The 24,962-nt window shown below is 63.8% G+C and carries 25 protein-coding genes; 14 read left to right on the forward strand and 11 right to left on the reverse strand.

The window, feature by feature from the left end; translation table 11 throughout:
- Positions 1-49: 49 nt before the first annotated feature.
- Both rlmKL and EC912_RS09410 read right to left on the reverse strand, forming a co-directional pair.
- A complete protein-coding gene (gene rlmKL / locus EC912_RS09405) occupies positions 50-2,200 on the reverse strand; it encodes a bifunctional 23S rRNA (guanine(2069)-N(7))-methyltransferase RlmK/23S rRNA (guanine(2445)-N(2))-methyltransferase RlmL (RefSeq protein WP_132143277.1) in 2,151 nt (716 codons plus the stop codon).
- Positions 2,197-2,727 (reverse strand): alpha/beta hydrolase, encoded by a 531-nt coding sequence (locus EC912_RS09410; protein WP_132143279.1) that lies wholly within the window; start codon positions 2,725-2,727, stop codon positions 2,197-2,199. The genes rlmKL and EC912_RS09410 overlap by 4 nt, the downstream gene beginning before the upstream one ends.
- A 238-nt stretch (positions 2,728-2,965) precedes the next feature.
- Between EC912_RS09410 and EC912_RS09415 the strand changes: the two genes are divergently transcribed.
- From EC912_RS09415 to EC912_RS09425, 3 genes are read left to right on the forward strand one after another with little or no spacing between them, the layout of a single operon-like run.
- On the forward strand, positions 2,966-3,517 hold the full coding sequence (locus tag EC912_RS09415) for an N-acetylmuramoyl-L-alanine amidase (protein WP_132143281.1): 552 nt from the start codon (positions 2,966-2,968) through the stop codon (positions 3,515-3,517).
- A gap of 56 nt (positions 3,518-3,573) precedes the next feature.
- Complete coding sequence (tesB, locus tag EC912_RS09420; RefSeq protein WP_132143283.1) at positions 3,574-4,440, forward strand: acyl-CoA thioesterase II; 867 nt, start codon at positions 3,574-3,576, stop codon at positions 4,438-4,440.
- A gap of 15 nt (positions 4,441-4,455) precedes the next feature.
- A complete protein-coding gene (locus tag EC912_RS09425; protein ID WP_132143285.1) occupies positions 4,456-5,355 on the forward strand; it encodes a LysR substrate-binding domain-containing protein in 900 nt (299 codons plus the stop codon).
- On the opposite strand, the gene EC912_RS09430 is transcribed toward EC912_RS09425, so the two are convergent.
- The 3 genes from EC912_RS09430 to EC912_RS09440 form a co-directional block, all read right to left on the reverse strand.
- Positions 5,324-6,577 (reverse strand): MFS transporter, encoded by a 1,254-nt coding sequence (locus tag EC912_RS09430; protein ID WP_243649210.1) that lies wholly within the window; start codon positions 6,575-6,577, stop codon positions 5,324-5,326. The genes EC912_RS09425 and EC912_RS09430 overlap by 32 nt on opposite strands.
- A 110-nt stretch (positions 6,578-6,687) precedes the next feature.
- Entirely contained in the window at positions 6,688-7,170 is a 483-nt protein-coding gene (locus EC912_RS09435) for a hypothetical protein (RefSeq protein ID WP_132143289.1), read from the reverse strand.
- 59 nt (positions 7,171-7,229) lie between these two features.
- Positions 7,230-8,216 carry a DMT family transporter gene (locus tag EC912_RS09440; RefSeq protein WP_132143291.1) on the reverse strand — a complete coding sequence of 329 codons (987 nt, stop codon included), beginning with the start codon at positions 8,214-8,216 and terminating at the stop codon, positions 7,230-7,232.
- 121 nt (positions 8,217-8,337) lie between these two features.
- On the opposite strand from EC912_RS09440, the gene EC912_RS09445 reads away from it, so the two are divergent.
- On the forward strand, positions 8,338-9,927 hold the full coding sequence (locus tag EC912_RS09445; protein WP_165973554.1) for a methyl-accepting chemotaxis protein: 1,590 nt from the start codon (positions 8,338-8,340) through the stop codon (positions 9,925-9,927).
- Between the two features lie 243 nt (positions 9,928-10,170).
- Complete coding sequence (locus EC912_RS09450; RefSeq protein ID WP_132143295.1) at positions 10,171-10,656, forward strand: hypothetical protein; 486 nt, start codon at positions 10,171-10,173, stop codon at positions 10,654-10,656.
- A 3-nt stretch (positions 10,657-10,659) separates the two neighbouring features.
- Here the strand turns inward: EC912_RS09450 and EC912_RS09455 are convergent, their stop codons facing one another.
- Positions 10,660-12,021 carry a formimidoylglutamate deiminase gene (locus EC912_RS09455; protein WP_132143297.1) on the reverse strand — a complete coding sequence of 454 codons (1,362 nt, stop codon included), beginning with the start codon at positions 12,019-12,021 and terminating at the stop codon, positions 10,660-10,662.
- 90 nt (positions 12,022-12,111) lie between these two features.
- Here EC912_RS09455 and EC912_RS09460 point away from each other — a divergent pair, with 90 nt between their 5' ends.
- From EC912_RS09460 to EC912_RS09500, 9 genes are all read left to right on the forward strand, one after another.
- The gene (locus EC912_RS09460; RefSeq protein WP_132143299.1) at positions 12,112-13,683 is read left to right on the forward strand and encodes a bifunctional GNAT family N-acetyltransferase/carbon-nitrogen hydrolase family protein; all 1,572 of its coding nucleotides are present in this window, start codon (positions 12,112-12,114) and stop codon (positions 13,681-13,683) included.
- A gap of 41 nt (positions 13,684-13,724) precedes the next feature.
- Positions 13,725-15,077: a chloride channel protein gene (locus EC912_RS09465; protein WP_132143839.1), complete on the forward strand. Its 1,353-nt coding sequence runs from the start codon at positions 13,725-13,727 to the stop codon at positions 15,075-15,077.
- The gene (gene hutI, locus EC912_RS09470; protein WP_132143301.1) at positions 15,074-16,312 is read left to right on the forward strand and encodes an imidazolonepropionase; all 1,239 of its coding nucleotides are present in this window, start codon (positions 15,074-15,076) and stop codon (positions 16,310-16,312) included. Before EC912_RS09465 ends, hutI begins: the two co-directional genes overlap by 4 nt.
- A 356-nt stretch (positions 16,313-16,668) precedes the next feature.
- Entirely contained in the window at positions 16,669-18,336 is a 1,668-nt protein-coding gene (locus EC912_RS09475) for a hypothetical protein (protein ID WP_132143303.1), read from the forward strand.
- Positions 18,337-18,350: 14 nt separating this feature from the next.
- Positions 18,351-19,097 (forward strand): FkbM family methyltransferase, encoded by a 747-nt coding sequence (locus EC912_RS09480; RefSeq protein ID WP_132143305.1) that lies wholly within the window; start codon positions 18,351-18,353, stop codon positions 19,095-19,097.
- A gap of 143 nt (positions 19,098-19,240) precedes the next feature.
- A complete protein-coding gene (locus EC912_RS09485) occupies positions 19,241-20,173 on the forward strand; it encodes a DUF6662 family protein (protein WP_207906808.1) in 933 nt (310 codons plus the stop codon).
- Between the two features lie 9 nt (positions 20,174-20,182).
- Complete coding sequence (locus tag EC912_RS09490) at positions 20,183-20,713, forward strand: FMN-binding protein (protein ID WP_132143307.1); 531 nt, start codon at positions 20,183-20,185, stop codon at positions 20,711-20,713.
- Positions 20,688-21,560: an FAD:protein FMN transferase gene (locus tag EC912_RS09495; RefSeq protein WP_165973555.1), complete on the forward strand. Its 873-nt coding sequence runs from the start codon at positions 20,688-20,690 to the stop codon at positions 21,558-21,560. The genes EC912_RS09490 and EC912_RS09495 overlap by 26 nt, the downstream gene beginning before the upstream one ends.
- A gap of 74 nt (positions 21,561-21,634) precedes the next feature.
- Positions 21,635-22,039, forward strand: a complete 405-nt coding sequence (locus tag EC912_RS09500; protein WP_132143311.1) for a hypothetical protein — start codon at positions 21,635-21,637, stop codon at positions 22,037-22,039.
- 128 nt (positions 22,040-22,167) lie between these two features.
- Here EC912_RS09500 and EC912_RS09505 read toward each other — a convergent pair whose 3' ends face one another.
- From EC912_RS09505 to EC912_RS09525, 5 genes are all read right to left on the reverse strand, one after another.
- Positions 22,168-22,752: a hypothetical protein gene (locus tag EC912_RS09505; RefSeq protein ID WP_132143312.1), complete on the reverse strand. Its 585-nt coding sequence runs from the start codon at positions 22,750-22,752 to the stop codon at positions 22,168-22,170.
- An 86-nt stretch (positions 22,753-22,838) separates the two neighbouring features.
- A complete protein-coding gene (locus EC912_RS09510; RefSeq protein WP_132143314.1) occupies positions 22,839-23,504 on the reverse strand; it encodes a hypothetical protein in 666 nt (221 codons plus the stop codon).
- Between the two features lie 186 nt (positions 23,505-23,690).
- Positions 23,691-23,948, reverse strand: a complete 258-nt coding sequence (locus EC912_RS09515; RefSeq protein ID WP_132143316.1) for a hypothetical protein — start codon at positions 23,946-23,948, stop codon at positions 23,691-23,693.
- A 306-nt stretch (positions 23,949-24,254) separates the two neighbouring features.
- The gene (locus EC912_RS09520; RefSeq protein ID WP_132143318.1) at positions 24,255-24,524 is read right to left on the reverse strand and encodes a hypothetical protein; all 270 of its coding nucleotides are present in this window, start codon (positions 24,522-24,524) and stop codon (positions 24,255-24,257) included.
- Positions 24,525-24,718: 194 nt separating this feature from the next.
- Positions 24,719-24,889 (reverse strand): 30S ribosomal protein THX, encoded by a 171-nt coding sequence (locus EC912_RS09525; RefSeq protein ID WP_132143320.1) that lies wholly within the window; start codon positions 24,887-24,889, stop codon positions 24,719-24,721.
- Positions 24,890-24,962 lie beyond the last annotated feature (73 nt).

A 24,962-nucleotide genomic window follows, 5' to 3' on the forward strand; every position in this document is an offset into this window, starting at 1 on the left:
GACCTCCGGCTGGTGGTGTAAGCGTCGCGCCAGCGCACTGAATAGCTACTTAAGGGTTTTTGGCCCAGGGATTCACGAATGGGTGCTTCAACAGCCAGCAACCGTGGATGTCCGCACGACGGGTAAAGTCGAACGGGATACTCGGACTGCTCCAGTTCTCGATAGAGAAGTGGGGGTCGAGTGCCTCGTGATCAAGCTTGAAACGACGGAAATTGTTAGAGAAAACAATGACGCCATCGGGAAGAAGGCGCTCTTTGCAAGCCATCAGCAATTTGACGTGGTCGCGCTGGACGTCGAAATCGTCCGCCCGCTTTGAGTTGGAGAAGGTCGGCGGATCGACATAGATCAGGCCGTATTGCATGGACCGGTTCTGAATGAACTCCAACGCATCTTCCTGAACCAATCGATGGCGAGTGCCCGTAAAGTCGTTCAGGGCAAGATTCCGGGACGCCCATTCGAGGTAAGTCGCGGAAAGATCCACGCTGGTCGTGTCGCGCGCGCCACCCGCTGCCGCGTAAACGCTGGCGGTGGCCGTATAGGCGAAAAGGTTCAGGAAATGCTTGCCGGCGGCAAGTTCCCGGATCTTCGCGCGAACCAGGCGGTGATCGATGAAAAGACCGGTATCCAGATAGTCGGTGAGGTTAACCAGGAAACGCAGCCCACCCTCGCCCACCTCGATAAACTCGCCCTTCTGGTCGAACTGCCCGTACTTCGAACCGCCCTTCCCGCGCTCGCGCGTTTTGACCGCCACGCGATCGCGCGGTACGCCGAGCACATCGCCGGCCACGCGCGCGATCTCGCGCATGCGGGTCCGGGCCACGTCCACCGGCACGTCGTCCGGTGCTTTGTATTCCTGGATGTGCAACCAGTCGCCATACACGTCGATGGCGGCGGCGTATTCGGGCAGGTCCTGGTCGTACGCGCGATAGCATTCGATGCCTTCGCGGGTCAGGCGCTTGCGCAGGTGACGCACGTTCTTTTCCAGCCGGTTGCGCAGCATTTCCGCGCCCGCCGACAACGGCTTCTGTTCGCGTGGCGGCGCGTCGTGGGCGTTGAGTTCGAACGTGAGCAGCGGTGTTTCGAGCGCACCGTTGTACAGCGCGTAACGCTTGTCGGGACGCAGGCGGAGCGCACGGCCCAGCTCTTCGTCGCCGGCGAGTACGGCAGCACGCCAACCCTTGAAACGATCGCGCAGGGTCTGGCCGAAGGCGCTGTAAAGCGCCGGCAGTTCGGCACGGTCGCCCAGGCGTTCGCCGTACGGCGGATTGGTGATGACCAGTCCGCGCGGCATCTCCGGCGGCGGCTCGATATGCGCCGCGTCGCGGCGTTCCAGATGCAGGAAGCCCGCCACGCCCGCCACCTGGGCGTTGAGCTTGGTCGTCTGCACCATTTTCGGATCGGAATCGCTGCCGAAGAATACCGGCCGCAGGTTGCGCAGGCCTTCGTCGGCGCGGGTACGCGCTTCCATGAACAGCTCACGCCATATCTGGATGTCGTGCTTCAGCCAGCCAAGGAAACCGAAGTATTCCCTGCGCAGGCCGGGTGCGACGTCGGCCACCATCAGGGCGCCCTCGATCAGCAGCGTGCCCGAACCGCACATCGGATCGACCAGCGCGCCGCCTTCGGCATAGATGGCCGGCCACAGGCTGCGCATCAGCATGGCGGCGGCGAGGTTTTCCTTCAGCGGCGCCTCGCCCTGCACTTCGCGCCAGCCGCGACGGTGCAGCGGCAGGCCGGAGAGATCGATGGACAGCGTGGCGCGGTCGCGGCGCAGACGCAGGTTGATGCGTACGTCCGGTTCCTGCGGGTCGACATCGGGGCGCGCGCCGATGCGGTCGCGGAACTGGTCGACGACGGCGTCCTTCACCTTCAGCGCGATGTACTGGCTATGCGTGAGCTTGCTCTGCGCGGTGACCGCATCGACCGCCATCGTGCCATGCGGCGCCAGGTGCTCCGCCCAGTCGATCGCCTGGACGCCCTCGTACAGTGCCTCCGGGTCGGCGGCGTCGAATTCGGCCAGCGGCATCAGGATACGACTGGCCAGCCGCGACCACAGGCAAGCCCGGTAAGCGGTGGTCAACGTGCCGGAGAAATGCACACCGGCCAGCGCCTCGCGGACATCTTCCGCGCCCAGGGCGGCCAGTTCGTCGCGCAGCAGGTATTCAAGGCCCTTCGGGCAGGTCGCGAAGAAGGCGGTCATGCGGGCTCTCCAGACAGCCCGGCCAGGAAGGCGCGGAACTGGGTTTCAATAGTAGGCAAAGTCGCGCCCAGACGATGGTCGTCGTCCAGCAGCAGCGCCGGGATGGCCGCCTTGCGGGCGAACGCGATCGCCTCGTCGACCGGACAGACCTCGTCGCGATAGCCGTGGATCATGAACGTAGGAACACCTTCGCGGGCGGCGAAAGGCCTGGCGTAGCCCGGAATGCGTGCCGGCAGGGCAAGCAGGAACAGGCCCGCTACCGGGGTATCGACCGAAGCCAGCCCCGAAACGAAGGCACCCATGCTCGATCCCACCAGCACCGGGGGGACCGGCGAGGCCGCGATGGCGGCGCCAAGGCGCGCCAGACGCGGATCGATGCTGCCGGCGTGACCCAGGGCGTCGTCCTCGCGGTAGTCGGGCCGCGTGGTAGACCAGCCGAGCGATTCGGCAAGCGCGGCGAGCACGCTGACCTTGGTCGCGTCCGGACCGCTGTCCGAGCCATGGGAAAGGATGATGTGGCCGCGCATGGCGGTCTCCGTACGCGGGATGACTGCGTATGGTAGCAAACGGCCAGCGCGAGCTTCGGGCAGGAAGTTGTAGGAGCCCGCTTGCGGGCGAAAGCCAACGGAGCGGCTATGCTGTGCGTGACATCCGCAGCCAGTAGATCGGGCTTGCGAAGGTGAGCATCCGTCTTCCTCGCCCTGTTGGCTTTCGCCCGCAAGCGGGCTCCTACACTCAGGTGCGGCCCGTGAGAGACTTGCGACCATGCCACCGATCCAGCACACCCCCCTACCCTACGAGCTGCTCCTGCCCACCCGCGCACCGGGCGACATCGACCTGATCGTCGTCCATTGCACCGAGCTGCCGGATCTCGCCATCGCTCGCGAATATGGCGAGAAAGCACACTACGAGAGCGGCGTGGGTCACAGCGGTCATTACTATGTCGACCGCGACGGCACGACGCTGTGTTACGTCGACCCGCTGCGGGTCGCCAACCACACGCGCGGATACAACCCGCGATCCATCGGTATCGAGCTGGTGAACACGGGGCGCTATCCCGACTGGTTCCATTCCGCGCGGCAGGTCATGACCGAGCCCTACCCCGACGTACAGATCGACGCCCTGTCGAGCCTGCTCGCCGACCTTCGGACGCGCTTCCCGGGTATCCGCCTCATCGCCGGCCACGAGGATCTCGACGTCGCCACGGTGCCCGCCAGCGACGACCCCTCGCGAGAAGTCCCGCGCAAGCGCGATCCGGGCCCGATGTTCCCGTGGGATGCCGTGCTCGAGCGCTCTGGCCTTGAGCGCTCGCCCTGAGGCACAGCCGCTATACTCCGAACCCTTCGAACGTATCCGCTCCAGGGGCTAATCGCATGTCGGACAACCACGTCGCCGAACTCGTCGACCTGCTCGAACTCGAACGGCTGGAAGACAACCTCTTCCGCGGACAGAGTCGCGATATCGGCACCCGTTACGTGTTCGGAGGCCAGGTGCTCGGGCAGGCGCTTTCCGCCGCCCAGCGCACGGTCGACCCGAAACGCGAGGCCCATTCGTTGCACGCGTATTTCCTGCGTGCCGGCGACATCAACGCCCCCATCGTCTACAGCGTCGAGCGCACGCGCGACGGCGGTTCGTTCTCCTCGCGTCGCGTCGTGGCGATCCAGCACGGCCAGCCGATCCTCAATGGCTCGGTGTCGTTCCAGGAACCGGAAGCAGGTTTCGAGCACCAGCTATCGATGCCCGAAGTGCCTGCGCCCGAAGACATCGAACCGATGCACCCGCTGTCCGCCGAAAAACTCGCCGCTCTTCCGGAAAAGATGCAGCGCTGGCTCGGCATCGACGGACCGTTCGAGTTTCGCCACGTATGGCCGCGCGACGAGATCAAGCCGGCGAAGCGTCCGCCTTATCAGCACATCTGGTTCCGCCTGACGGCGCCCATCGGCGACTCGTCCGCGCTGCATCGCTCGTTGCTGGCTTATGCGTCGGACTTCCATCTGATCGGCACGGCCACCCTGCCCCACGGCCTTTCCTATCTCAGCCACAACATGCAGATGGCCAGCCTGGACCATGCCCTGTGGTTCCATCGTCCGTTCCGTATCGACGAATGGCTGCTGTATTCGTTCGACAGCCCGACGACGCAGGGATCGCGCGGACTGGCGCGCGGCATGATCTATACCCGCGACGGCCGCCTGGTGGCGTCGACCGCGCAGGAAGGCCTGATCCGCATCCGGCCGGACTGATCCGGCCCGACGACGATGAGTATCGAACTACGTCACCTTCGTTACTTCATCGCTGTCGCGGACGAATTGCATTTCAGCCGGGCCGCCGAACGGCTCGGTATATCGCAGCCGCCCCTGAGTCAGCAGATCCGCGATCTCGAACGGATGCTGGGCGTGCGACTGCTAAGACGAACCAACCGGCGCGTCGAACTTACCGACGCCGGCACGGTGTATCTCGATGCCGCGCGCGCCATCCTTGCGCAGGTAGAAGAAGCATCGGATCTGGCCCGGCGTGCCGAACGCGGCGAAGTGGGCGAGCTGCGCGTCGCCTTTACGCGTTCGACGCCGCTGACCGCGATGATTCCACGCGCGATTCTTGCGTTCCGACAGGCCTTCCCCGCCGTGCGCCTGATTCTGGAAGAGCGCAACACACTGCAACAGATCGAAGCGTTGCTCGACGGCCGCCAGCAGGTCGGCATACTGCGCCCGGCGGACCTGCCCGACATGCTTGTCTCGCAACGCCTGTTCGCCGATCCGTTGGTGGTGGTGCTGCGTACCGATCATCCGTTACTGGCCGGACGTACGCGGCGCAAACTGGCGATGACCGATCTGGCCGGCGAAGCGTTCGTCGTATTCGCGTCGTCGGCGGGAACCGGCATTCATCGGCAATTTCTCTCGATGTGCCGGCATGCGGGATTCTCGCCGCGCATCAGTCAGGAAGCCGGCGAAGCATCGACGATCATCGGACTGGTATCGGCAGGTCTGGGGGTCGCCGTACTCCCATCGTCGCTACGGCACGTCCAGGTCGAAGGCGTCACCTATCTGCCGATCGCCTCGCCTGAGGCCACCAGCGATGTGCACGTGGTGCATCGTCGCGGAGATACCTCGCCGCTCGTCGCGCATTTCACACGGCTGCTTCTGGCCCAACGGGACTAAGCGTCGTGTCGGGCAACGTCCGTAGCTTGAGCGCGATCGCCAGTCCGACCAGTACCAGCACCGACACATAGACTGCGACACCGGGCCAGCCCCAGCGCGTCCAGGCCAGACCGCCCACGGAACCGGCGATGCTCGAGCCCATGTAATACGAGAAAAGATACAACGACGACCCATGCGCTTTCGCGATACCCGCGCGACGCCCGACCCAACTGCTCGCGATCGAATGACCGCCGAAGAACCCGAACGTCAGCAGTGCGATGCCCGCCACGATGGCGACCAGCGACGAACTCAGGGTCAAAGCCACACCGGCCAGCATCAGGACGAACGAAGTCCACAGCACGCGATCGCGGCCAAGCCGTCCCGCCAGCGAGCCCATCCACGTCGAACTGCCCACGCCGATGACATACACCATGAAGATCGCACCGACATGCGATTGCGTCAGGCCGAACGGCGGTGCGAGCAGACGAAAGGCGACGTAGTTGTAGACCGTGACGAACGCGCCCATCAACAGAAAACCTTCGGCGAACAGCCACGGCAGCCCCTTGTCTCGCCACAACGATGCGAACGATCCCGCAAGCGCTTTCGGACTGGCACGACGCGTTTCGAAAAACTTCGACGCAGGCAGCCAACGCGCCACCAGCCATGCGGCCACCAGCCCGAGTGCGCCGAGCACGCCCACCGCCACGCGCCACGACGCGTGATCGGCGGCGAAGCCGGAGATCAATCGTCCACCCATGCCGCCAATCGCGTTGCCGCCGATATATAGCCCCATGGCGAAACCGAGCGAATCGCTGTGAATCTCCTCGCTGACATAAGTCATCGCCACGGCGGGAAGACCGGCAAGCGTCAGGCCGAGCAGCGCGCGCAAGACAAGAAGGCTGCCCCACGTCGGCGCTACCGCGGTGAGCAGAACCAGGATCGACGAACCCAGCAGCGACGCAAGCATGATGGGCTTGCGGCCGCGCACATCCGACAACGCGCCGGCGAAGAGCATCGCCACCGCGAGTACGCCCGTGGTGAATGAGAGCGACAGGCTGCTTACCGCCGCACTGACGCCGAAGGCACGCGAGAAATCGGGCATCAGCGGCTGCACGCAGTACATCAGACCGAACGTCGCGAAACCGGCCGCGAACAGGGCCAGGTTCGTACGACGGAACGCGGACGTACCGTGGCGGATGCGCTGGTCGTACGCGACGGATAGCGGACCGGACGAACCGTCCAAGGGATGTCTCCAGGCCGGGCGCGAAGGCACCCGAGGCATCCAAGGTTAGGGGTCGCGGTCCTGGCGATCGATATACCGGCGCGTCTGCTTCGATACGTCCGGCGAATGACTCAACGCGCCGTCGTACCGGCCGCGCTGTCCCAGCGAATCGCAGTATCGAGTTCGTCGGGGGTAAGCATCATCTCGTCCCGCACGAGGGTCTGCCGGGTGGGACCGTCCTTGCGGGCCACCACATGGTCGCCGCTGCGCGCCAGTTCATGGACGCTCTCCGTGCCCAGCATCGTCGCGGCACGCTCGTTGTCCGTCGCCAGCAGGATCAGCAGCGTCTGCGAATGCTTCGTATCGATGAAGGTCACGCCGCTTGTTGCGCCGGAAGCCGCCAGGTCTTTCGCGCCGACCGGCACCGCTTTCACGCGTCCCGCCCAGCGCGGCGGCCCGACGAAGCTGTAGCCCGCGGCATCGTCCCGCCATGCGAATGTCTTCATGGGTTCGGCCTCGGGCGCGCGCGTACCGTGTACGCCGGGTGGAGGGGACGGCGCGGCGCCGGCTCCCAGCGGAAGGGCAAGCAACAATCCAAGAGTCAGGGCTTTCATGGCGCGGCTCCGTCGATGTATCCGGACCTGCAGCCTACGCTCTTGCCGCCCCCGGAACATCAGGCCCCACGATCGGCGCCCGCTTCTGCCGCCACATGCGGGTCGCCGGCGCTGTCACGGCCGCTCATCCAGGCAAACAGCACGATGCCCGCGACGACAGCCACGGCGCCCAGCGAGGCAACGGGGCCCGGCAGCGCCTCGTTCAGGAAAACCAGTCCGATGACCGTGGCGAACAGGAGTTCGGCCGCCTGCATCGCTTCGACGGCGGCGAGCGCGGTCGGCTGGCGTCCGACCATGGCGGTCGCGTGGAAGAAAAGAACCGTTGCGATCACGCCCGACGAAAGCGCGACGCCACCGGCCAGCAGTAACTCGGTCGACGTGGGCGGACCGACCGTCACCCAGGTAACGGCTGCCAGCAGCAACCAGAGCGGCCAGCTGCACAACGTCATGCCGAACACCCGCTGCACCGCGTTCAGTTCGGTACCGCTGCGTTCCAGATGCAGAAGGATCATGCGGTTGCCCAGCGGATAGGCGAACGCCGAAAGGATCACCGCACCCACGGCCAGCCATGCGGCGGTATCGAGCGAACCGTGCGCGTGACCGATCTGCATCGTCATGACGCCCGCCAGAATCAGTGCGCCAACGGCCAGCGCGCGCCAGGACAACCGGCGCCGCTCGTCGCGATAGATCAGCGGCGCAAGCAAGGGACCGGCGAGCACCGTCGACTGGAAGCTACCCGCGATAAGCCACGCCGGTCCGCTGCTGGCCGCCCATGTCAGCGGCACGCCGAACAGCACGAAACCGATGCTGCTCCACAGCCACCATGCACGCGGATGCCGGCGCAGTTCATTGGGTAACGCACCCAGGCCGCCCTGAAACGGCAGTACGACGGCCAACAGGGGCAACGTAATCAGGTAACGCCCGATCACGGCCCATTGCCAGTGACCGCCGGAACTGACCACGGCACGGTTGAGGACATAGGTCAGCGTGAAGAAAAGTGCGGAGAGCAGCGCCAGCGCGACGGCCCTCAAGGCGGTGGAGCGCATGGCTGACCTTCCTTGGACGGACGAGCGTCGATTGTCGCATACGCGAAATACCCGGCGCCCCTTCAAACGAATGACACACAACTGTGACCCAATGCGCGATATCTCATCCGGGCTTTCTGATATGCGCCGCTTCCGTCTTCCCTTTCTGAGAGTCCCTGGCCTGCGCCATGCCTTCGCGCTGCGCATCGTGTGCTTCCTCGTCGTCATGCTGGTCGCCGCCGCGATCGGCGTGGGCGTCATGACCCGCACGCAGACCGCCGTGAGACAGATGTATGCCAGCGACCTGGCCACGGCGACCGTCGTCGGCCGGATCATGAACAACTACCGCGCCAGCACGCAGGAAGCTACCGAGGCCGTGCAGATGAAACTGCCGTCCCGGTCCGAAACGGCGGCCTCCTCCATCGCCACGAACCAGGCGCTGGCGGCGAAGCTGTGGAGCGCCTTCCTCGATGTCGCCGGCGGCCTTCCCGCAGGCGACGAGATGGCCTCCTTCGCGTCGCACAAGGAAGCGCTCGACAAATATTTCGGCCGCATCGCCACGTCGATCCAGACGGAAAAATACGACGAAGCCGCCGAGACGCAGGACAACCTCCTGCTGCCGATCTACACCACGCTGCAGAGCGACGCGGCGAATATTCTCGATAAGGTCGCGGAAAGCGGCGCGGCGCGTTATGCGTCGGTCGATGCGCAGGTGACGTCCGGGCGACTGTGGATGCTGGCGACATTGTTGCTCGGCCTGGGTGTCGCGGTAGCGCTCGATCTGTGGCTGCTTCGCCGTGTCACCCGCGCACTGGCCGCCGCGTCCAGGGTAGCCGTCGACATCACGTCGGGGCGCCTCGGCCACGAGCCCCACTCCACCACGCGCGACGAACTCGGCGCGCTGGCCCGTTCGCTTTCCGACATGGACGGAAAGTTGTCGGACATCGTTCGCGATATGCGCGACGGCGCCACGACCGTGCGCATCGCGGCATCGCGCATGACGCTCGGCAGCGCCGAACTCGCCACGCGGACACAGTCGCAGGCTGCCGCGCTGGAAGAATCGTCATCGCAGATCGGGGTGCTTTCCGCCTCCGCCGCTCATCACGCGACCCTTGCCGCGACCGTCGAAACCGACGTGCGCGCTGTGTGCGAATGGACCGGGCGCGGCCGCGACGTACTGGAACGCACCGTCGAAGCCATGAACGGCATCCACGCCACCAGCGATCGTATCGGCGATGTCGTCGCCCTGATCGAAAGCATCGCGCTCCAGACCAACCTGCTGGCACTGAACGCCGCGGTGGAAGCGGCGCACGCGGGCGAACACGGCCGGGGCTTTGCCGTCGTCGCGGACGAAGTGCGCAGCCTGTCGCAGCGCTGCTCTGCCTCAGTGCGCGAAATCAAAACCCTCGTCGCCGACAACGGCGAACGCGTGACGGCGGGCATGGCTCTAGTCGGCGACACGCGCGACACGCTGGGCGCTATTGCGACGGGCGTGGAACGCGTTGCCGGAAGCATCGCGGTCATCGCCAGCGGCAGTCGCGACCAGTCCCTGTCGTTCGGACAGATCGATGCGGCGCTGGATGAGATGAACACGATTACCCAGAAGAATTCCGACCTGGTCGACGAGATGGCCGGCGCGTGCCGCGTGCTTCAGGGCCAGGCCGATGCGCTGGGCGAAAGCGTGGCGTATTTCACGCTGGACGAGCTGGAAGAAGAGCCCGTGGCGGTGTGACCTCCACTCTATATGTAGGAGCCCGCTTGCGGGCGAAAGCCAACAGGGTGAGGAAGCCGGATACTCACATCCGCGAGCCCGATGTCCCGGCTGCGAATGCCACCCACGGCATCGCCGCTACGTTGGCTTTCGCTCGCAAGCGAGCTCCTACAAAAAGGGAGCGTTACGGTTTGAGGAACCATCGATAGCCCCACCCAGCCACCCGGAGTATCTTCAGCCACATCGCACGACAAGGAGTTCGCCATGTGGCTACGTTCGACCGCCGCCCTCATGACCATCGCCGCACTGACGGCATGCAACCACCCCTCGCCCGCCGATCAGCACAACACACCGACACCGAAGGCCAACGCCAGCGACGCGGTCGCCGCGACGGCGACGCCCGGCCCGGCATGGCTTCAGGGCGAATGGAAACCTTATAGCAATGCCTTCCTCGGTCTGCACGAGCTCACCGTGACGGGCAAGTCGCTCAGCTGGGCCGGATGCCACGACGTACCGTTCGATATCGTGGACGCCGGCGAGAACCAGGTCACCCTGCGTCTTCCGCCCGCCAGTGCGTGCAAGCTCAACGACATCCCGCCCACGCGGATGGACACCATCCGGCTCAAACTGCGCAAAGACACCTGCGATCTGGACGTTTCTATTTTTGCCTCGCCCGACGCGGCCAGGCGCGACGAACCGTCGGCTGCCGGTCTGTACGGTAAACCGGAGTGCCCCGCCGCGAAAACGTAACGGTCAGGCGCCGGCCAGCCGCTCGACCACCCGCCGGTAATCGACGGCGGCCTGCGTTTCGCGCGGATGCGAGAAGTTACGCACACGCCATTTCCCGCCGACCATCACATCGCGCACCAGCGCGGTGTTGCCCGCGAACAGGAAGCTGTCCAGCGCATCGGTTCCGCTGCGCGCCGCCAGCAGCGGTGCCGCATCGTCCAGTACGACGAGGTCGGCTCGCGCGCCCGACTCGATGCGACCGATGGGTTGTGCCGAAGCGCGCGCCCCGCCTTCCAGTGCCGCGTGCCATAACGTGGCGCCGACGCTGTCGCCAGCGTGACGCGCCGCGATATTGCGATGCCGCGTTACAAGACGCTGACCGTATTCGAGCCAGCGCAGTTCTTCGACCGGCGATACCGAAATATGCGAATCGGACCCGATACCGAGGCAGCCACCCGCGTCCAGATAGTCCGCCAGCGGGAACAGGCCGTCGCCGAGATTGGCCTCCGTGGTGGGACACAGACCGGCCACCGCGCCGCTACGCGCCAGCCGCTGGGTTTCATGCCCGGTCAGATGGGTCGCGTGCACCAGCGTCCAGCGGGCGTCCACGTTGGCGTTATCCAGCAGCCACTCGACTGGCGTCGTGCCGCGGATGGCCAGGCAGTCCTGCACTTCGCCGATCTGTTCGGCGATATGAATATGTATCGGCATATCCTGGGCAACGCCCGTCGCGAGTACGGCACGCATCGCGTCCGGCGGAACCGCGCGCAGCGAATGCAGCGCGATGCCAATACGCAGCATGGCATGCTCCATGGGCTTCAGCCGCTCGAGCAGGTCGACGTACTGGCCGACGTCGTGATGGAAGCGGCGCTGCCGCTCGCCGAGCGGCCGGCCATCGAAACCACCGGTCATGTACAGCACGGGCAGCAGCGTCAGACCGATGCCGGCATCCCGTGCCGCTTCGATCAGCGCGAGCGACATCGCGGCCGGATCGTCGTAGCGCACACCGCCCGGACCATGGTGCAGATAGTGGAATTCGCAGACCTGCGTATAGCCCGCCTTGAGCATTTCGATATACAGCTGGGTAGCGATGACCTTCACATCGTCCGGACCCAGCGCGGCGGCGAAGGCGTACATCGTTTCGCGCCAGGTCCAGAAACTGTCGTCGCCCGGACCCCGGCGCTCGGCCAGCCCAGCCATGGCGCGCTGGAATGCATGCGAATGGAGGTTGGGCATGCCCGGCAGCGCGAACCGGCCAATATGGCTGCCTTCCGCGGCCGCATCGGCCGGCGCGAACAGACCGTCGGCGATGCCGACCCCGTTCCCACCCTCGCGCCAGTTGCGTTCATGCCAGACGAAGTCGGCGTTCAGGGCGGACACGGACATGGACAATTCCTTCAGGGCGGATAGCCGATGGTAGCCCTTCCTCCGTAACGGCAACCAGCGGCCCCGGGCCCCTGGGGCATAATGAGCGCCATGAACGAAGCGCACCCCGACCAGACTCCCAAGCTGCAGGTACGCCAGGCGCGACCGTCCGACGTTCCGCAACTCGTCGCCCTCACCGCGCGGGTCTATACGCCCGAATGGGGTCATTCCGCGGAAATGCTGCAAGGCCAGCAGACCCACTTCCCCGAAGGGCAGTTCGTCGTCGAGTACGAGGGCGTTATCGTCGGCTTCTGCGCCACGTTCCGTATCGCCGAGGCCGTCGCGCTCGCACCGCATACCTGGATGCAGATCACGGGAGGCGGTTTCGCCTCGCGCCACGACCCGAAGGGCGACTGGCTCTACGGCATGGAAGTAGTGGTGCACCCCGAGTACCGCGGCATGCGCATCGGCCAGCGTCTGTACATGGCACGCAAACGCCTGTGCACGGACCTGAAGCTGCGCGGCATCGTTTTCGGCGGACGCATTCCGGGTCTGGCACGCACCATCCAGCGCTACGGCAGCGCGGAAGCGTACGTGCAGGCCGTGGTCGAAGGTCGCCGCCGCGATCAGACGCTGAGCTTCCAGTTGCGCAACGGTTTCGAAGTAGTGGGCATGCTGCGCGAATACGTGCCGTCGGATCACGAATCCCTCGGCTACGCGGCGCACCTGGTCTGGCGTAATCCGCGCCTGCTCGATCATCCCGACATGCCGCGCGTATCGCAGCCGCATCGCCTTCCCGATTCGGTACGCGTGGCCTCGGTGCAATACCAGCAGCGCCGGATTGCTTCGTTCAAGGATTTCGAAACCCAGGTCGAGTACTTCGTCGATATCGCGGCCGAATACGACGCCGACTTCGTCGCCTTCCCCGAACTGCTGACGCTGCAACTGCTGTCGATTGAGAACGCCGAGCTGTCACCGGTCGATTCGATCCGCCGGCTTTCGGAATACACCGACGAGGTAAAGGAACTCTTCCACCGGCTCGCGGTGCACTACAACATCAACATCATCGGCGGCTCGCATCCCACGCGCCAGCCGAATGGCGATATCCACAACGTCTGCTACGTCTGCCTGCGCGACGGCTCGATCCACGAACGCGAGAAGCTGCATCCGACGCCCAGCGAACGCAACGTGTGGAACATCACAGGCGGCGATACGGCGGCCACCATCCAGACGGACTGCGGGCCAATCGGCGTGATGATCTGCTACGACTCCGAATTTCCCGAAGTCGCGCGGCATCTTACCGATCAGGGTGCACTGATCCTGTTCGTACCCTTCTGCACCGACGTGCGCGAAGGCTATCTGCGCGTGCGGTACTGCTCGCAGGCGCGCGCCATCGAGAACCAGTGCTACGTCGTGCTGTCCGGCAATGTCGGCAATCTTCCCGGCGTGAACAACTTCGACATCCAGTACGGACAAAGCTGCATCCTGACGCCCAGCGACTTCCCGTTCGCGCGCGACGGCATCGCGGCCGATTCGACGCCGAATATCGAAACCGTGCTGTTCGCCGACCTGCGGCTGGAGAACCTGGCCCGCGCGCGCAATTCGGGCGCGGTGCAGAACCTGAAAGACCGTCGTTTCGATTTGTATCAGGTCCGCTGGTCGCGTACGACGGAAGGCAAGTGAGCGTGGAAGACCCGATCCCCCGCGCATCGCGGTTCGACCGCATGCGCCAGCTTGGCCAGCACGAATGGCTGTCTCCCTCCGAATGGCGACGACGACTATTGTTCTGGACGGGCGCCATCGCCGTCGGTCTTTCCGCCGTGTTCTTCGCCAAAGCGGCCGACTATGCGTTCGAAGTATTCCATTCCGTCGTCGAGCGGGGCTGGTGGTGGCCGCTGCTTATCACGCCAGCGACGTTCGCCCTGCTCTGCTGGCTGACCCAGGGCGCACTCAAGGCGACGCGCGGCTCCGGCATTCCGCAGGCCATCGCCGCACTGAAGGTCGAAGACGAAACCTTCCGCACACGTCTTCTGTCGCTGCGCGTCGCCGTGGGGAAAATGGCACTGACCCTCGCCGCCTTGCTGGGCGGTGCGTCGGTAGGCCGCGAAGGCCCGACCGTGCACGTGGGCGCCGGCATTCTTTATTCGCTGGGCCGTCGCTTCGGTTTCTCCGATCCCACTGCCGCGGGCCGTTTCATTCTGGCCGGCTCGGCGGCGGGTCTGGCCGCGGCGTTCAACACGCCGCTCGCGGGCGTCGTTTTCGCGATCGAGGAAATGTCGGGCACTTTCGAACATCGCATGAGCGGCACCCTGCTCACCGCCGTCATCGTCGCGGGTGTCGTGTCTCTTGGCATCATGGGCAACTACGCCTACTTCGGCGACATCACCGCGTCGCTGCCGCTGGGCAAAGCGTGGCTGGCCGTGCTGCTGACCGGCGCGATCGGCGGTCTTGCCGGCGGCTTGTTCGCGCGGATGATCGTGCCCGATGCACGCGGCTTGCGCGGACTGGTGGCGCGACTACGCGCCCGCCAGCCGATCGTTTTCGCCGCCGCCTGCGGCCTCGCACTGGTGCTGCTCAGTCTGCTCAGTCAGCAAGGGCTCTACGGCACGGGCTATGCGCAGGCGCGCGATATTCTTCAGGGCCATCCCCATACGGGTCCAGCCTTCGGCCTGCTGAAATTCCTGGGCAATATCGCCTCGTCCTGGGCCGGCATTCCCGGCGGTATTTTCTCGCCGGCCCTGGCCGTCGGTGCCGGTCTGGGCGAAAACGTCGCCTCGCTGCTGCCCGGTGCCGATGCGCCCGCCGTCGTCCTGCTCGGCATGGCGGCTTATCTCGCTGGCGTCACTCAGGCACCGCTTACCGCCGCTGTGATTTCGCTCGAACTCACGGCGAACCGGCAGATGGCATTGCCGATCATGGCCGCTTGCCTGCTGGCGCGTGCCGTGTCGTCGCTGGTATGCCGCGTGCCGGTGTACAAAGCGCTCGCCAATAACCTCATCGCCGGCTACGAAGAAGAGCGCGCGAAGCGCGACGCGCCGGTCGCCACACCCGACAAGGAAGAGGCCGTCCACCCATGACTACCGATACGCGCATGGACCAGCTCCTGCTGGACGTGAATCTCGCTACCATGACCGACAATGGCCGACCCTACGGCGCTATCGAGCATGCGGCGATCGGCTGGCGCGATGGGTTGATCGTCCATGTCGGCCCCATGAGCGAACTTTCCGGTGATCCGCACGCGCTGGCCCACCGGGTGGATTCGATGCCGGGCGCATGGATCACGCCGGGCCTCGTCGACTGCCACACGCACCTGGTGTTCGGCGGCGATCGGGCGACCGAATTCGAGCAGCGGCTGGAAGGCGTCAGCTACGAAGAGATCGCCCGCAAGGGTGGTGGCATCGTCTCCAGCGTGCGCGCCACGCGCATGGCCGACGAAGACGAGCTTCTCGCGCAGTCCCTGCCCCGTGCGCGCGCACTCGTCGCCGATGGCGTGACCACCCTCGAAATCAAATCCGGTTATGGACTGGAGCCCGATGCGGAGCGCCGCATGCTGCGCGTCGCACGACGCATCGGCCGCGAACTGGGCATTACCGTGCGCACGAGTTTTCTCGGACTGCATGCGTTGCCGCCGGAATATCGCGAACGCCGCGACGACTACGTCGGGCTCGTCTGCGAAACCATGCTGCCCGCGCTCGCCGACGAAGAGCTGGTCGACGCCGTGGACGCGTTCTGCGAAACCATCGGCTTTACCCACGCGGAAACGCAGCGCCTGTTCGAACGTGCGCGCGACCTCGGCCTTCCCGTCAAACTCCACGCCGAGCAACTCTCGGACCTGGGTGGCGCGGCACTGGTCGCATCGTTCGAAGGTCTGTCGGCCGACCACCTCGAATGGGCAAGCGAAGACGGCGTGCGCGCCATGGCCGCCGCAGGCACGGTCGCCGTGATGTTGCCGGGCGCTTACTACGCCCTGCGCGATACGCGGCCACCGCCCATCGAACGCTTCCGGCAACACGGCGTCCCCATGGCCGTCGCCACCGACCTCAATCCCGGTACATCGCCTCTTCTTTCCCTGCGACTGGCGATGAGCATGGCCTGCACGCTTTTCCGCATGACGCCCGAAGAAGCCTTGCGCGGCGCGACCGTACACGCGGCACGCGCGCTTGGCCTCGACGATCGCGGCCAACTGGCTTCCGGCCTGCGCGCCGACCTGACGGTCTGGAACGTGGGACATCCCGCGGAACTGTCGTACTGGATTGGCGGCAATCTGCGCCGCGATAGCTGGGTCGCGGGCGAACGACTGATCGTTGCCTGACGACACCCGCACGACGCGGCGCGTGACGCCGGCCACGAAACGGAACATCGTGCCGGCCGCTTCCGGCGCACGTGGTATAAAGACGGCTCGACGCGGATCTCGCCCGCGCCGACAGACATGGAATGGTCTCGCACTCGTCCCGGGTGTGCGCACAGAGGATCGTGGTGAGCGTAGCAACCGAACAGTCAAAGACACGGCCGTCCCTTCCGGAGGGTCGACGCTGTGTACGCATGGCGGTCGCGTTGCAGATAGTCGGCGCGATGGCGATCGGTTGTACCGCTCCTTCCTTGAAACAAGCGCCGCCACGGCCGGATGCGCCTTCGCCCGAGCATCTCCGAACATTCGAAGATGCTGGCGTGTCGTCAGCTCCCGTGCCGAAAGCGCCCGCGCCGGTCTCGGCCGTACCGGCGTTCGTCGACCTACCCGTTCCACACTCAAGCGAGCCGATGGAATGGCGAACTGCCAATCGTCCCGATATCGGCGCCATCGGCTGGCCGCACTCCCAGGCACCTGCTGGGATGCCAGTCGCGGATGAAGAACCTGCATCGTTTCCTGTGCAGCCGTGGCACGTGTGGCTGGTAGGTCTACTGTTTGTCGCCCTGCTCGCTTCGCGCTTTCATCTGCGCAGGGCGCATCCATCCGCTATCGCTGTAGCGCCACCGCCACCGCCACCGAAGCGCAAAGCACGCACGCTGCCATGGACTTCGTCGTCGTTGGGCCACGCATTCGCGTGGGTCCATGCGACGGACACAGTTGTCGATATGACCCATGCCGCCATGCATCAATCTCCGGCGACATCGAATCACGAAATGGCGGATACCGATACGTTATTCGTTCGCTTCGAACGTGCGGCCCAAATCGAAGGCAACGACATACCGTGCATTCGCGTCGCCACGGACGGCCCGCTTCCCGTGTTGTTCCGCGTGGACACGTCGACGCGCCTGCCTCCCTTGCCACACGCCGAGTCGTTGCTCGTGGAAGCCGCAAAGAAAACATCCGACGAACGACTGACCGCATGCGTCCTTCTTATTCGTCTCTGGTTACTGCAAGCGGAGGACACCAGCGCGACGGAAGCTACGCATCTGCACGAACGCGCCGAGTTGTTGATTGCCAAAGCCGCCGAAGAAGCGACAATCGACGAACGCCCGGTCTGGCGCGCACTGTCGATGACGCTTGCGCTGGCCCGCTCGTCAAGTGAAACCCGTGCGGCACGACTGCTGGCCCTGCGAGCCATTGCGTCGGACTGCGCGGCGGACATCGAAGAAACACACGCGCCCGTTCTCGACGTATGGCTGGACGTATTGCTGTCATGGGCGACCCAACAACCCGGAACGGCCGCCGCGCGTTACGCACAAGCGACGCAAGTATGCGAACGGCTGGCGACCATTCAGGGATACGAAGACTACGCACAACGCCGACACGCCAACATCTGGCGCGCACGCGCCGAAGCGGAAGGCGAAGCAAATCGTCTCGGTCATCTGGAAGCCGCACAGAGCCTGCTCGACGATCTCTACGACCGCGCCCCCAGCCCGATCCTCGCCAACGCTGTCGCCGCCACGGCTTACGCCCGGGCCAACTTGCTGCCGCCCAGCGACGCTGCAGCGGTTTATTCTCATGCCTTGATGCATGCCATCGCCGCCGAGGCCGATGCACACTGCCGCGCCGATGCCCTGCAATGCCGGTTGGCCATACAGCTCGCTTACGAAGAACTTCCCGAATGCGGCGCGCAAGGCGACGTCGCGCTTCGCCTTGCACACCGTCTCGAGGCCATCCCGGCGCGAGGCATCGACACGCTCTGTCGCATGGCGGAGGTCTATCTGCGTCACGACGATTTCGCCACGGCATGCCGCACCTGCGAACGCGCATGGAAAACGGGATCGGCACCGGCACCCCTGCTTCGCATCTGGCGACGCGCGCGTGACCGCTGGGCCGGATCGCTTCCCGCCATATCCGACGAACCCGCTCTTTCCGAAACCACGCGTCGCTTCCGCATCGCGAGCGCGACCGCATCCATGCACCGATAACGACAGGAGTCCCCATGAACACGACCGCCACCGACCAGCCCACACGCCTGTGGAACACCCGCTACGGTGTCGCCGCCGCCATCCCCACGATCGATCCCGTGGCGCGCGCGATGCAGCTCTACGGCGAATGGGCGGAACAGGAAATCGACCTGCTGAGCGCCATCGTCGAGGAAGGCCATAGCGTGCTGGAAGCCGGCGGCGATTACGGTGCCCACGCGCTATGGCTGGCGCGAGCCGTCGGTCTGGACGGTCGCGTACATGTTGCCGAGCCCCGGCGCATCGCGTTTCAGCAGCTCTGCGCCAACGTGGCGATCAATGGGCTGGCGAACGTCCACACCTATCCCGTATGGCTCGGACGATCGTCCGGTCGGTCGACTCTCGGCGCACTGTTGCCCGAAACGTCCAGTCCGACCGAAGCCGTACGTACCGAAACCATCGACAGCCTCGCACTGGATGCGCTGCACCTGCTCAAGGTCAACCTGCGCGGCGCCCTGCACGACGTACTGACCGGCGCCACCGAAACCCTCCGCCGCCATCGGCCGATGCTGTACGTACGGCTGTCCGGCATCGACATGGCGGAAACCGAAGTACAGGCCATCAAGGACCTGGGCTACCGCGTCTGGTCCCACGTGCCCTACCTGTACAACCCCGCGAACCACGCCGGGCATACCGCCAACGTGTTCCCGGGCATCGTCCAGCAGAACGCCATCGCGGCGCCCGTCGAGAGCCGGTTTGAATTCGAGGAGCGGCTGGAGCTTTGAAGGCGCGGGCCATGTGCACGCATGGTCCAAAACCTTTTCGACAAGAATCCGCAATTTCTTGCGAAATCAATAACATCAATTGAAGATGCGAATCACTATCACTCATAATCATCCCCTGACCTTCATGCGTCCCAGGGAAATTTATGTCGCTTGCCTCTGCTTATCGCTCGCGCGGTTTGCGTGCCTTTTTCGCACTCGTCGTTCTGGGCCTGATCTGCGCCCCGGGCGCCAGAGCGGAAGAGAGCCAGTTCGGTTACGTCTACACCACCGACCTTTTGCCGAAGGGTGCGAAGGAAGTGGAGCAATGGGCTACCTGGCGCCGACAGAAAACAGGCGGCTACTTCGACCAGCTCGATGGCCGCACCGAATTCGAATACGGCCTGACCGACAAACTCCAGGTCGCCTTCTACGCGAACTACGTATGGGCCCGCGCCTATCACAATGGCCCCTTCGGCGAGACCACGCCGCCGGAACCGCTGTCCTATGACCGGCCGGGTCCGGACGACCGTTACAACGCCCGACGTTTCGTGGGTTTCTCCGGCGAAGCCATCTATCGCCTGTTGAGTCCGTACACCGACCCCATCGGCGTCGCCGTCTACATCGAGCCCACCGTGGGGCCCGCATTCCGCGAGCTTGAAGCGAAGCTGATTCTGCAGAAGAACTTCATGGACGACCGCCTGGTCACGGCCTTCAACTTCACCTACGCGCCGGAATGGCGTTACGACATCGTCGATGGCGATCCGACCCGGAAAAAATGGGGTTACGAGACCGACGTCAATGCGAACTTCGCCGCGTCGTACCGCTTCGCGCCGAACTGGTCGGCGGGCTTCGAATTGCTCAACGAACACGAATACAACAGCTACACGTTCAGCAAAGAGTCGAACAACGGCTTCTTCTTCGGTCCGGTCATTCACTACGGCGGCAAGAAACTCTTCATCACCGCGACCTTCCTCGAACAATTGCCCTGGGCATCGGAACATTCGGATACGGTAGCGGGCGCCATCGTCGACCGCCGCATCTACGACAACGATTTCGAAAAGTATCGCGTACGTATCAAAGCCGGCTGGTACTTCTGAGGTCATGTCATGAAATCGCGATTCCTGTTAATTCCCGCCTACGCGCTGGTGATAAGCGCACCCGTGCAGGCCACCGTATACCTCAGCGTCGAGCAGGCGCAGGCATTGATGTTTCCCGGTGCCACGTTCACGCCCGACTTCGTCACGCTGACGCCCGATCAGATGAAGGCGATCGAGAAGAGCTCGGACGTCAACGTGCTCTCGCCCGACCTCAAGGTGTGGCGCGCGTCGACGGGAGGCTGGTTCATTGCCGACCAGGTCGTGGGCAAGCACGAATTCATTCCGTTCGCCGTAGCCATCGATGCGCAAGGCGCCGTTAAAGCCGTGGAAATCCTCGAATACCGCGAGACCTATGGCGACCAGGTACGCAACGCATCGTGGCGTGCCCAGTTCACCGGCAAGACCAAGGATGCTCCGCTCAAACTCGGTGGCGACATCCAGAACATATCCGGCGCCACGTTATCCAGCCGGCACATCACCGACGGCGTCAAGCGCCTACTCGCGACCTATGCCCTTGTCCTCGCCAACCAGAAAAGTTGAACGCGCGCGGCCGCTGCTCGGCACGACGGTAAGCATCCGTATCGACCGCATGGGCGAAGCGCGTGCGCATCAAGCGATCGATGAAGCGTTTTCCGCCATCGAACGCGTCCATGCGCTGATGAGCTTCCACGAAGCAGGCAGCGATCTGTCGCGCTTGCATGCGGCGGTGCCGGGAGAGCGCGTTATTCTCGATGTGCAGACGGTCGATGTTCTGCGCGAAGCGCTGACATTGTCCGGCCGTACCGATGGCGCCTTCGATGTTACTGTCGCGGCGCAACTGGTCGCCGGAGGTCTTCTTCCGGCTCCAACCAGTGGATCGTTGCCGGCAGATGGAGCCTGCTGGAAAGACATCGACATGGACGATGACCGCAGCGTGAGTCTGCGACGGCCGCTCTGGATCGATCTTGGCGGCATCGCGAAAGGCTATGCCGTCGACCGGGCCGTCGACGTGCTGTGCTCGCACGGCGTCGGCCATGCATGCGTCAACGCCGGCGGCGACTTGCGCACCCTTGGCGAAGGACCGCATCGGGTCGCCATCGCCACCGATGAGACGCAGCCCTCCCACTACCCCGTGATCGAACTGGGCGAGGCATCGATGGCAACGAGTAGCGGACGGGCATTTTCCACGGCGGCAACCGGCCCGCATATCGACGGACGGCATCGCTCGACCATGGGCCTGAACCAGAGCGTCACCGTGATCGCCGAACAATGCATGCACGCCGATGCGCTGACCAAAGTCGTCATGGCCATGGAAACGCAGAGCGCCGATCTCTTGCGCCATTACAACGCCGTGGCTTACCTGCAAGACGCGGCAGGCCACTGGACTCAACTCGGCGTTTCGACGTGAAGACGCATACGCATCCCCACAATGTCGTAGGCCAGCATCGAGCGTCTCTTCGACTATCGCGCCAACGCCGATACATGGTGTATGCCATCGGCTGGACGCTGTGGCTGAGCGGCGTACTCTGGCTGGTCTTTCATTACGCGTTGATGCGTAAAGGACCCTTCGGAGACGAACCGCAGCCACTGGAAACATGGTGGCTACGACTGCACGCCGCCATGGCATTTGCCTCACTGTGGGGTTTCGGCCTGGTGTGGGGCGTTCATATCGTGGCCGGCTGGCGTACGCAACGGCAACGCATCTCCGGTGGATTAGCCGTGGGACTGCTGGTCTGGCTATCCCTCACCGGCTATCTGCTCTATTACCTCACCGACGACCGCTGGCGAGATATCAGCGCCGTCACCCATTGGGCGACGGGGCTTGCGTTACCGGTGCTGCTGGCAATCCATATTGTCCTTGGACGGCGCCGTTCCGGACGATGGTGAACCTTGCCCTCGTCCCGCGGGAGTCGGCCACAAAAAAAGTGGCCTGCTTCCCTTGGGCCCGAACCCGCTTATTCGAGGCCACCCAACAAGGTCAACTTACTCACATCTATTTCTTGAAAACAAAATGACTACAAAACGTCCGTCGCCGCGCTTTGATCGCACGTCGTCGCGGGACTGATCGCGACCGGAGTTGCTTCGACTGACGCTCCGCCATGCGATGTCAATTCGAATACATTCACGTAGCAACCATCGCCCGGTTTGATTTCATAGTCCTTGCCATTCTGCGGATGGAATGAAAACTCCTTGAGGCAGTTGGCGTTGCCGATCACCCTGACGCTCGAGTCGACAGGTGCGATGTTGTACGTAACCCGGATAACGGCCGGCTTATCGGCCTCGATGTAGTACTCGTAGTAGACGGGAGGCGTTTTGCTCCACTTCGGCATTCCAATGCTTGTCGGAGCGGGCTTAAGAAGCGTCAAGGCTTCTTTCTTCGTCATGTGAGGCGAACCGACCATGGTCCTGCCAGCTTTCGGCTGATCGCCGATGCAAACCATGTTGGTGACTACCTCCACGCTGGAACGCTCGTTGTCATAGTCGAGCCGAAGCCGGGCCGATGCGCCGTCAGGCTTTGTACTGGTGCTTGGTCTGACGGCTTGCTGGCAGCCACACAGGGCAACGCAAATCAACAGCGAACCTGCAATTATTTTTTTCACGACGCCATTCTCTATATTTGCGCATTGAACCATTGAAGAAGACTTCGGGTCGCCACGCCGATATCCCGGACGCCACAGAACGAAGTTCAATTCGCTTTAACGGCATCCGGAAAAATGTCTTTAGTAAGTACCGGGTCGATCGGTTTGAAGTCGTTCTGCAACGAGCAGGCAAGCAGCGTGCCCCTACTGCCATCGGGAAGCGTATCTTCCGACAGTTCAAGCACACGCTCCGGCATCCGCGTGGCCGGCCATCCCTTGCTGGCGGCTACCCGCGGCGCGACCCATGCGCTGCCGTCCCAAATTTCAACACGCACGTACGAACTATCACGCTTCATCTGACGGCCCTGCGCGGAATCGACGAGGGCCGCCACCGCCCCCAATGCGTCCGACGGCCTTCCGCTGAGATAAACACCCCAGAAAACACCAGACGCAGAGGGGTCGAACATAAATCCGACAACCTGCAGACCAGCGCCTTCGTCCTTGGCTTTCGAGAACGCCGCCTTTAGATATCTGGAGTCCGCGACATTGCCGACGAAGCGTGTGTAGCCAGGACTCGGAGACTCAGTCTTCCCATAGTCAGCCAGTTCCGGATGCCCGGCCATGTAACGAAAGAATCCTCCGTCGCAGGCGACCAGCGCTGAAACCAGACCCATTGGTGCGGCGGACGCCGCAACGGAAGTGATCGTGCCGATCACGGCTACGGCAATACATGCCATCCGGCAAACCCGGTGGCGTTTGGTGATGCGGTTCATTTCCCCTGTCCCCTTGCATGCTCGAGTCGCAAAACCGAGTGTGCGACCCATCGATAGCAGTGAACGATACGCGAGATGGATAACGCGATCTGTAGGTCTTTTCCTACATCATTTCATGCACAGTCGGGACAGCCCCTTAAAATTCGCGATGCCGTCGATGCACGACTTCAGCCCCGCGAAAGCGGTCTAGCAAGAGGCCTTTGCTCGATACAACGCCATGACGAGATCCGCCGCCTCGTCCGCCAAATCCCCCAGCGACGACATGGCCCGCGCCATATCGTCCGGATCGAAATCGGTATTGGCGGTCAACGACATCATCCGCAGAAGCGACTTCGCCGCGGTCATGCGGGAATAGGCAGCGTCGTGCAGCGTTTGTGCCGGAAGATCGAGATGGCCCGCACAGAGGGGGCAAGCAACGTGCAGCGAAGATTCGGGATGCGGCATTGACGGTTCCTTGTGTCCGATGAGCCGCCACCCCGTAAAGGGTGGCGGACGTGTCGGGGTCGAAAACCGGCTGTATCGTCAATCCCGGCCAGGCCAAAGCCTGCCCGACACGCCCACCATAAAGCGAGGGTAAACGCAGGGACAAATGTCACCTGCGTAACGATACAAGGACGGGTTTCGACACCCGGTCACCGAAAGAGTCGGCGACCGGCAAAGCATCCCAGCCCGTCATCCTCGCAACCATCCGATTATTCCGAAAAATACGACGAATATTCTTGAGAGTGGTGGTCGGGGTTGGCCAGCATCTCAGATCGCACAAAGACCGGTGCACTCGGTCGACTTCATTACCTCAGCAATTTTCGTCACCGCTGGTTTAACGTCATCCGTCGCCGAGGCCATCATCCCCATCGCGATTCGTACGATCTGCGCGCGATAAGCAACAGGAAGGAATGCCGCCAGAACGTCTGCGTTCTTTGCGACTGCCGCAACGATCTGCCGCCGGTTCGCCGGACGAAACTCGGCCGCGTTCGCGGTCAGGAGGGCTCCAGCCACCGTGGCATAAACACCGTTACGCATCTGGGCAACACCACTGTTGAAATATATCGATGCTCGCCGCGCAAGACGGGCAACGCATGTGAGTCACGATAATCAGAAACGATTGTTCCCGAAGCCCCAAAAACAAAAACCCCCGCGAGGCGGGGGTTTTCATGTCGCAGCGGCGCTGAGATCAGCCGACCTTTAAAGAGTCGACCGGATCGAACCAACTCAGATCAGGCCGACTTCTTACGCGGCGCAGCTGCCTTCTTCGGAGCGGCGGCGGCCTTGGGGGCTGCTGCCGGCTTCGCTACAACGCCGGTGACGACGTTGGTATGCGGGCGTGCGTTGCCGTAGCTGGCACGATTGATCTTACCGCGGCGGGTCCTGCGATCACCCTTACCCATGGGGAACTCCTTGAATTCATAAACGGACGGAACGGCCGACCATCGTAACAGCGCCCGCGCAAAGCGCAAGGGA

It is taken from the genome of Luteibacter rhizovicinus, assembly GCF_004342265.1.
Classification (GTDB): domain Bacteria; phylum Pseudomonadota; class Gammaproteobacteria; order Xanthomonadales; family Rhodanobacteraceae; genus Luteibacter; species Luteibacter rhizovicinus_B.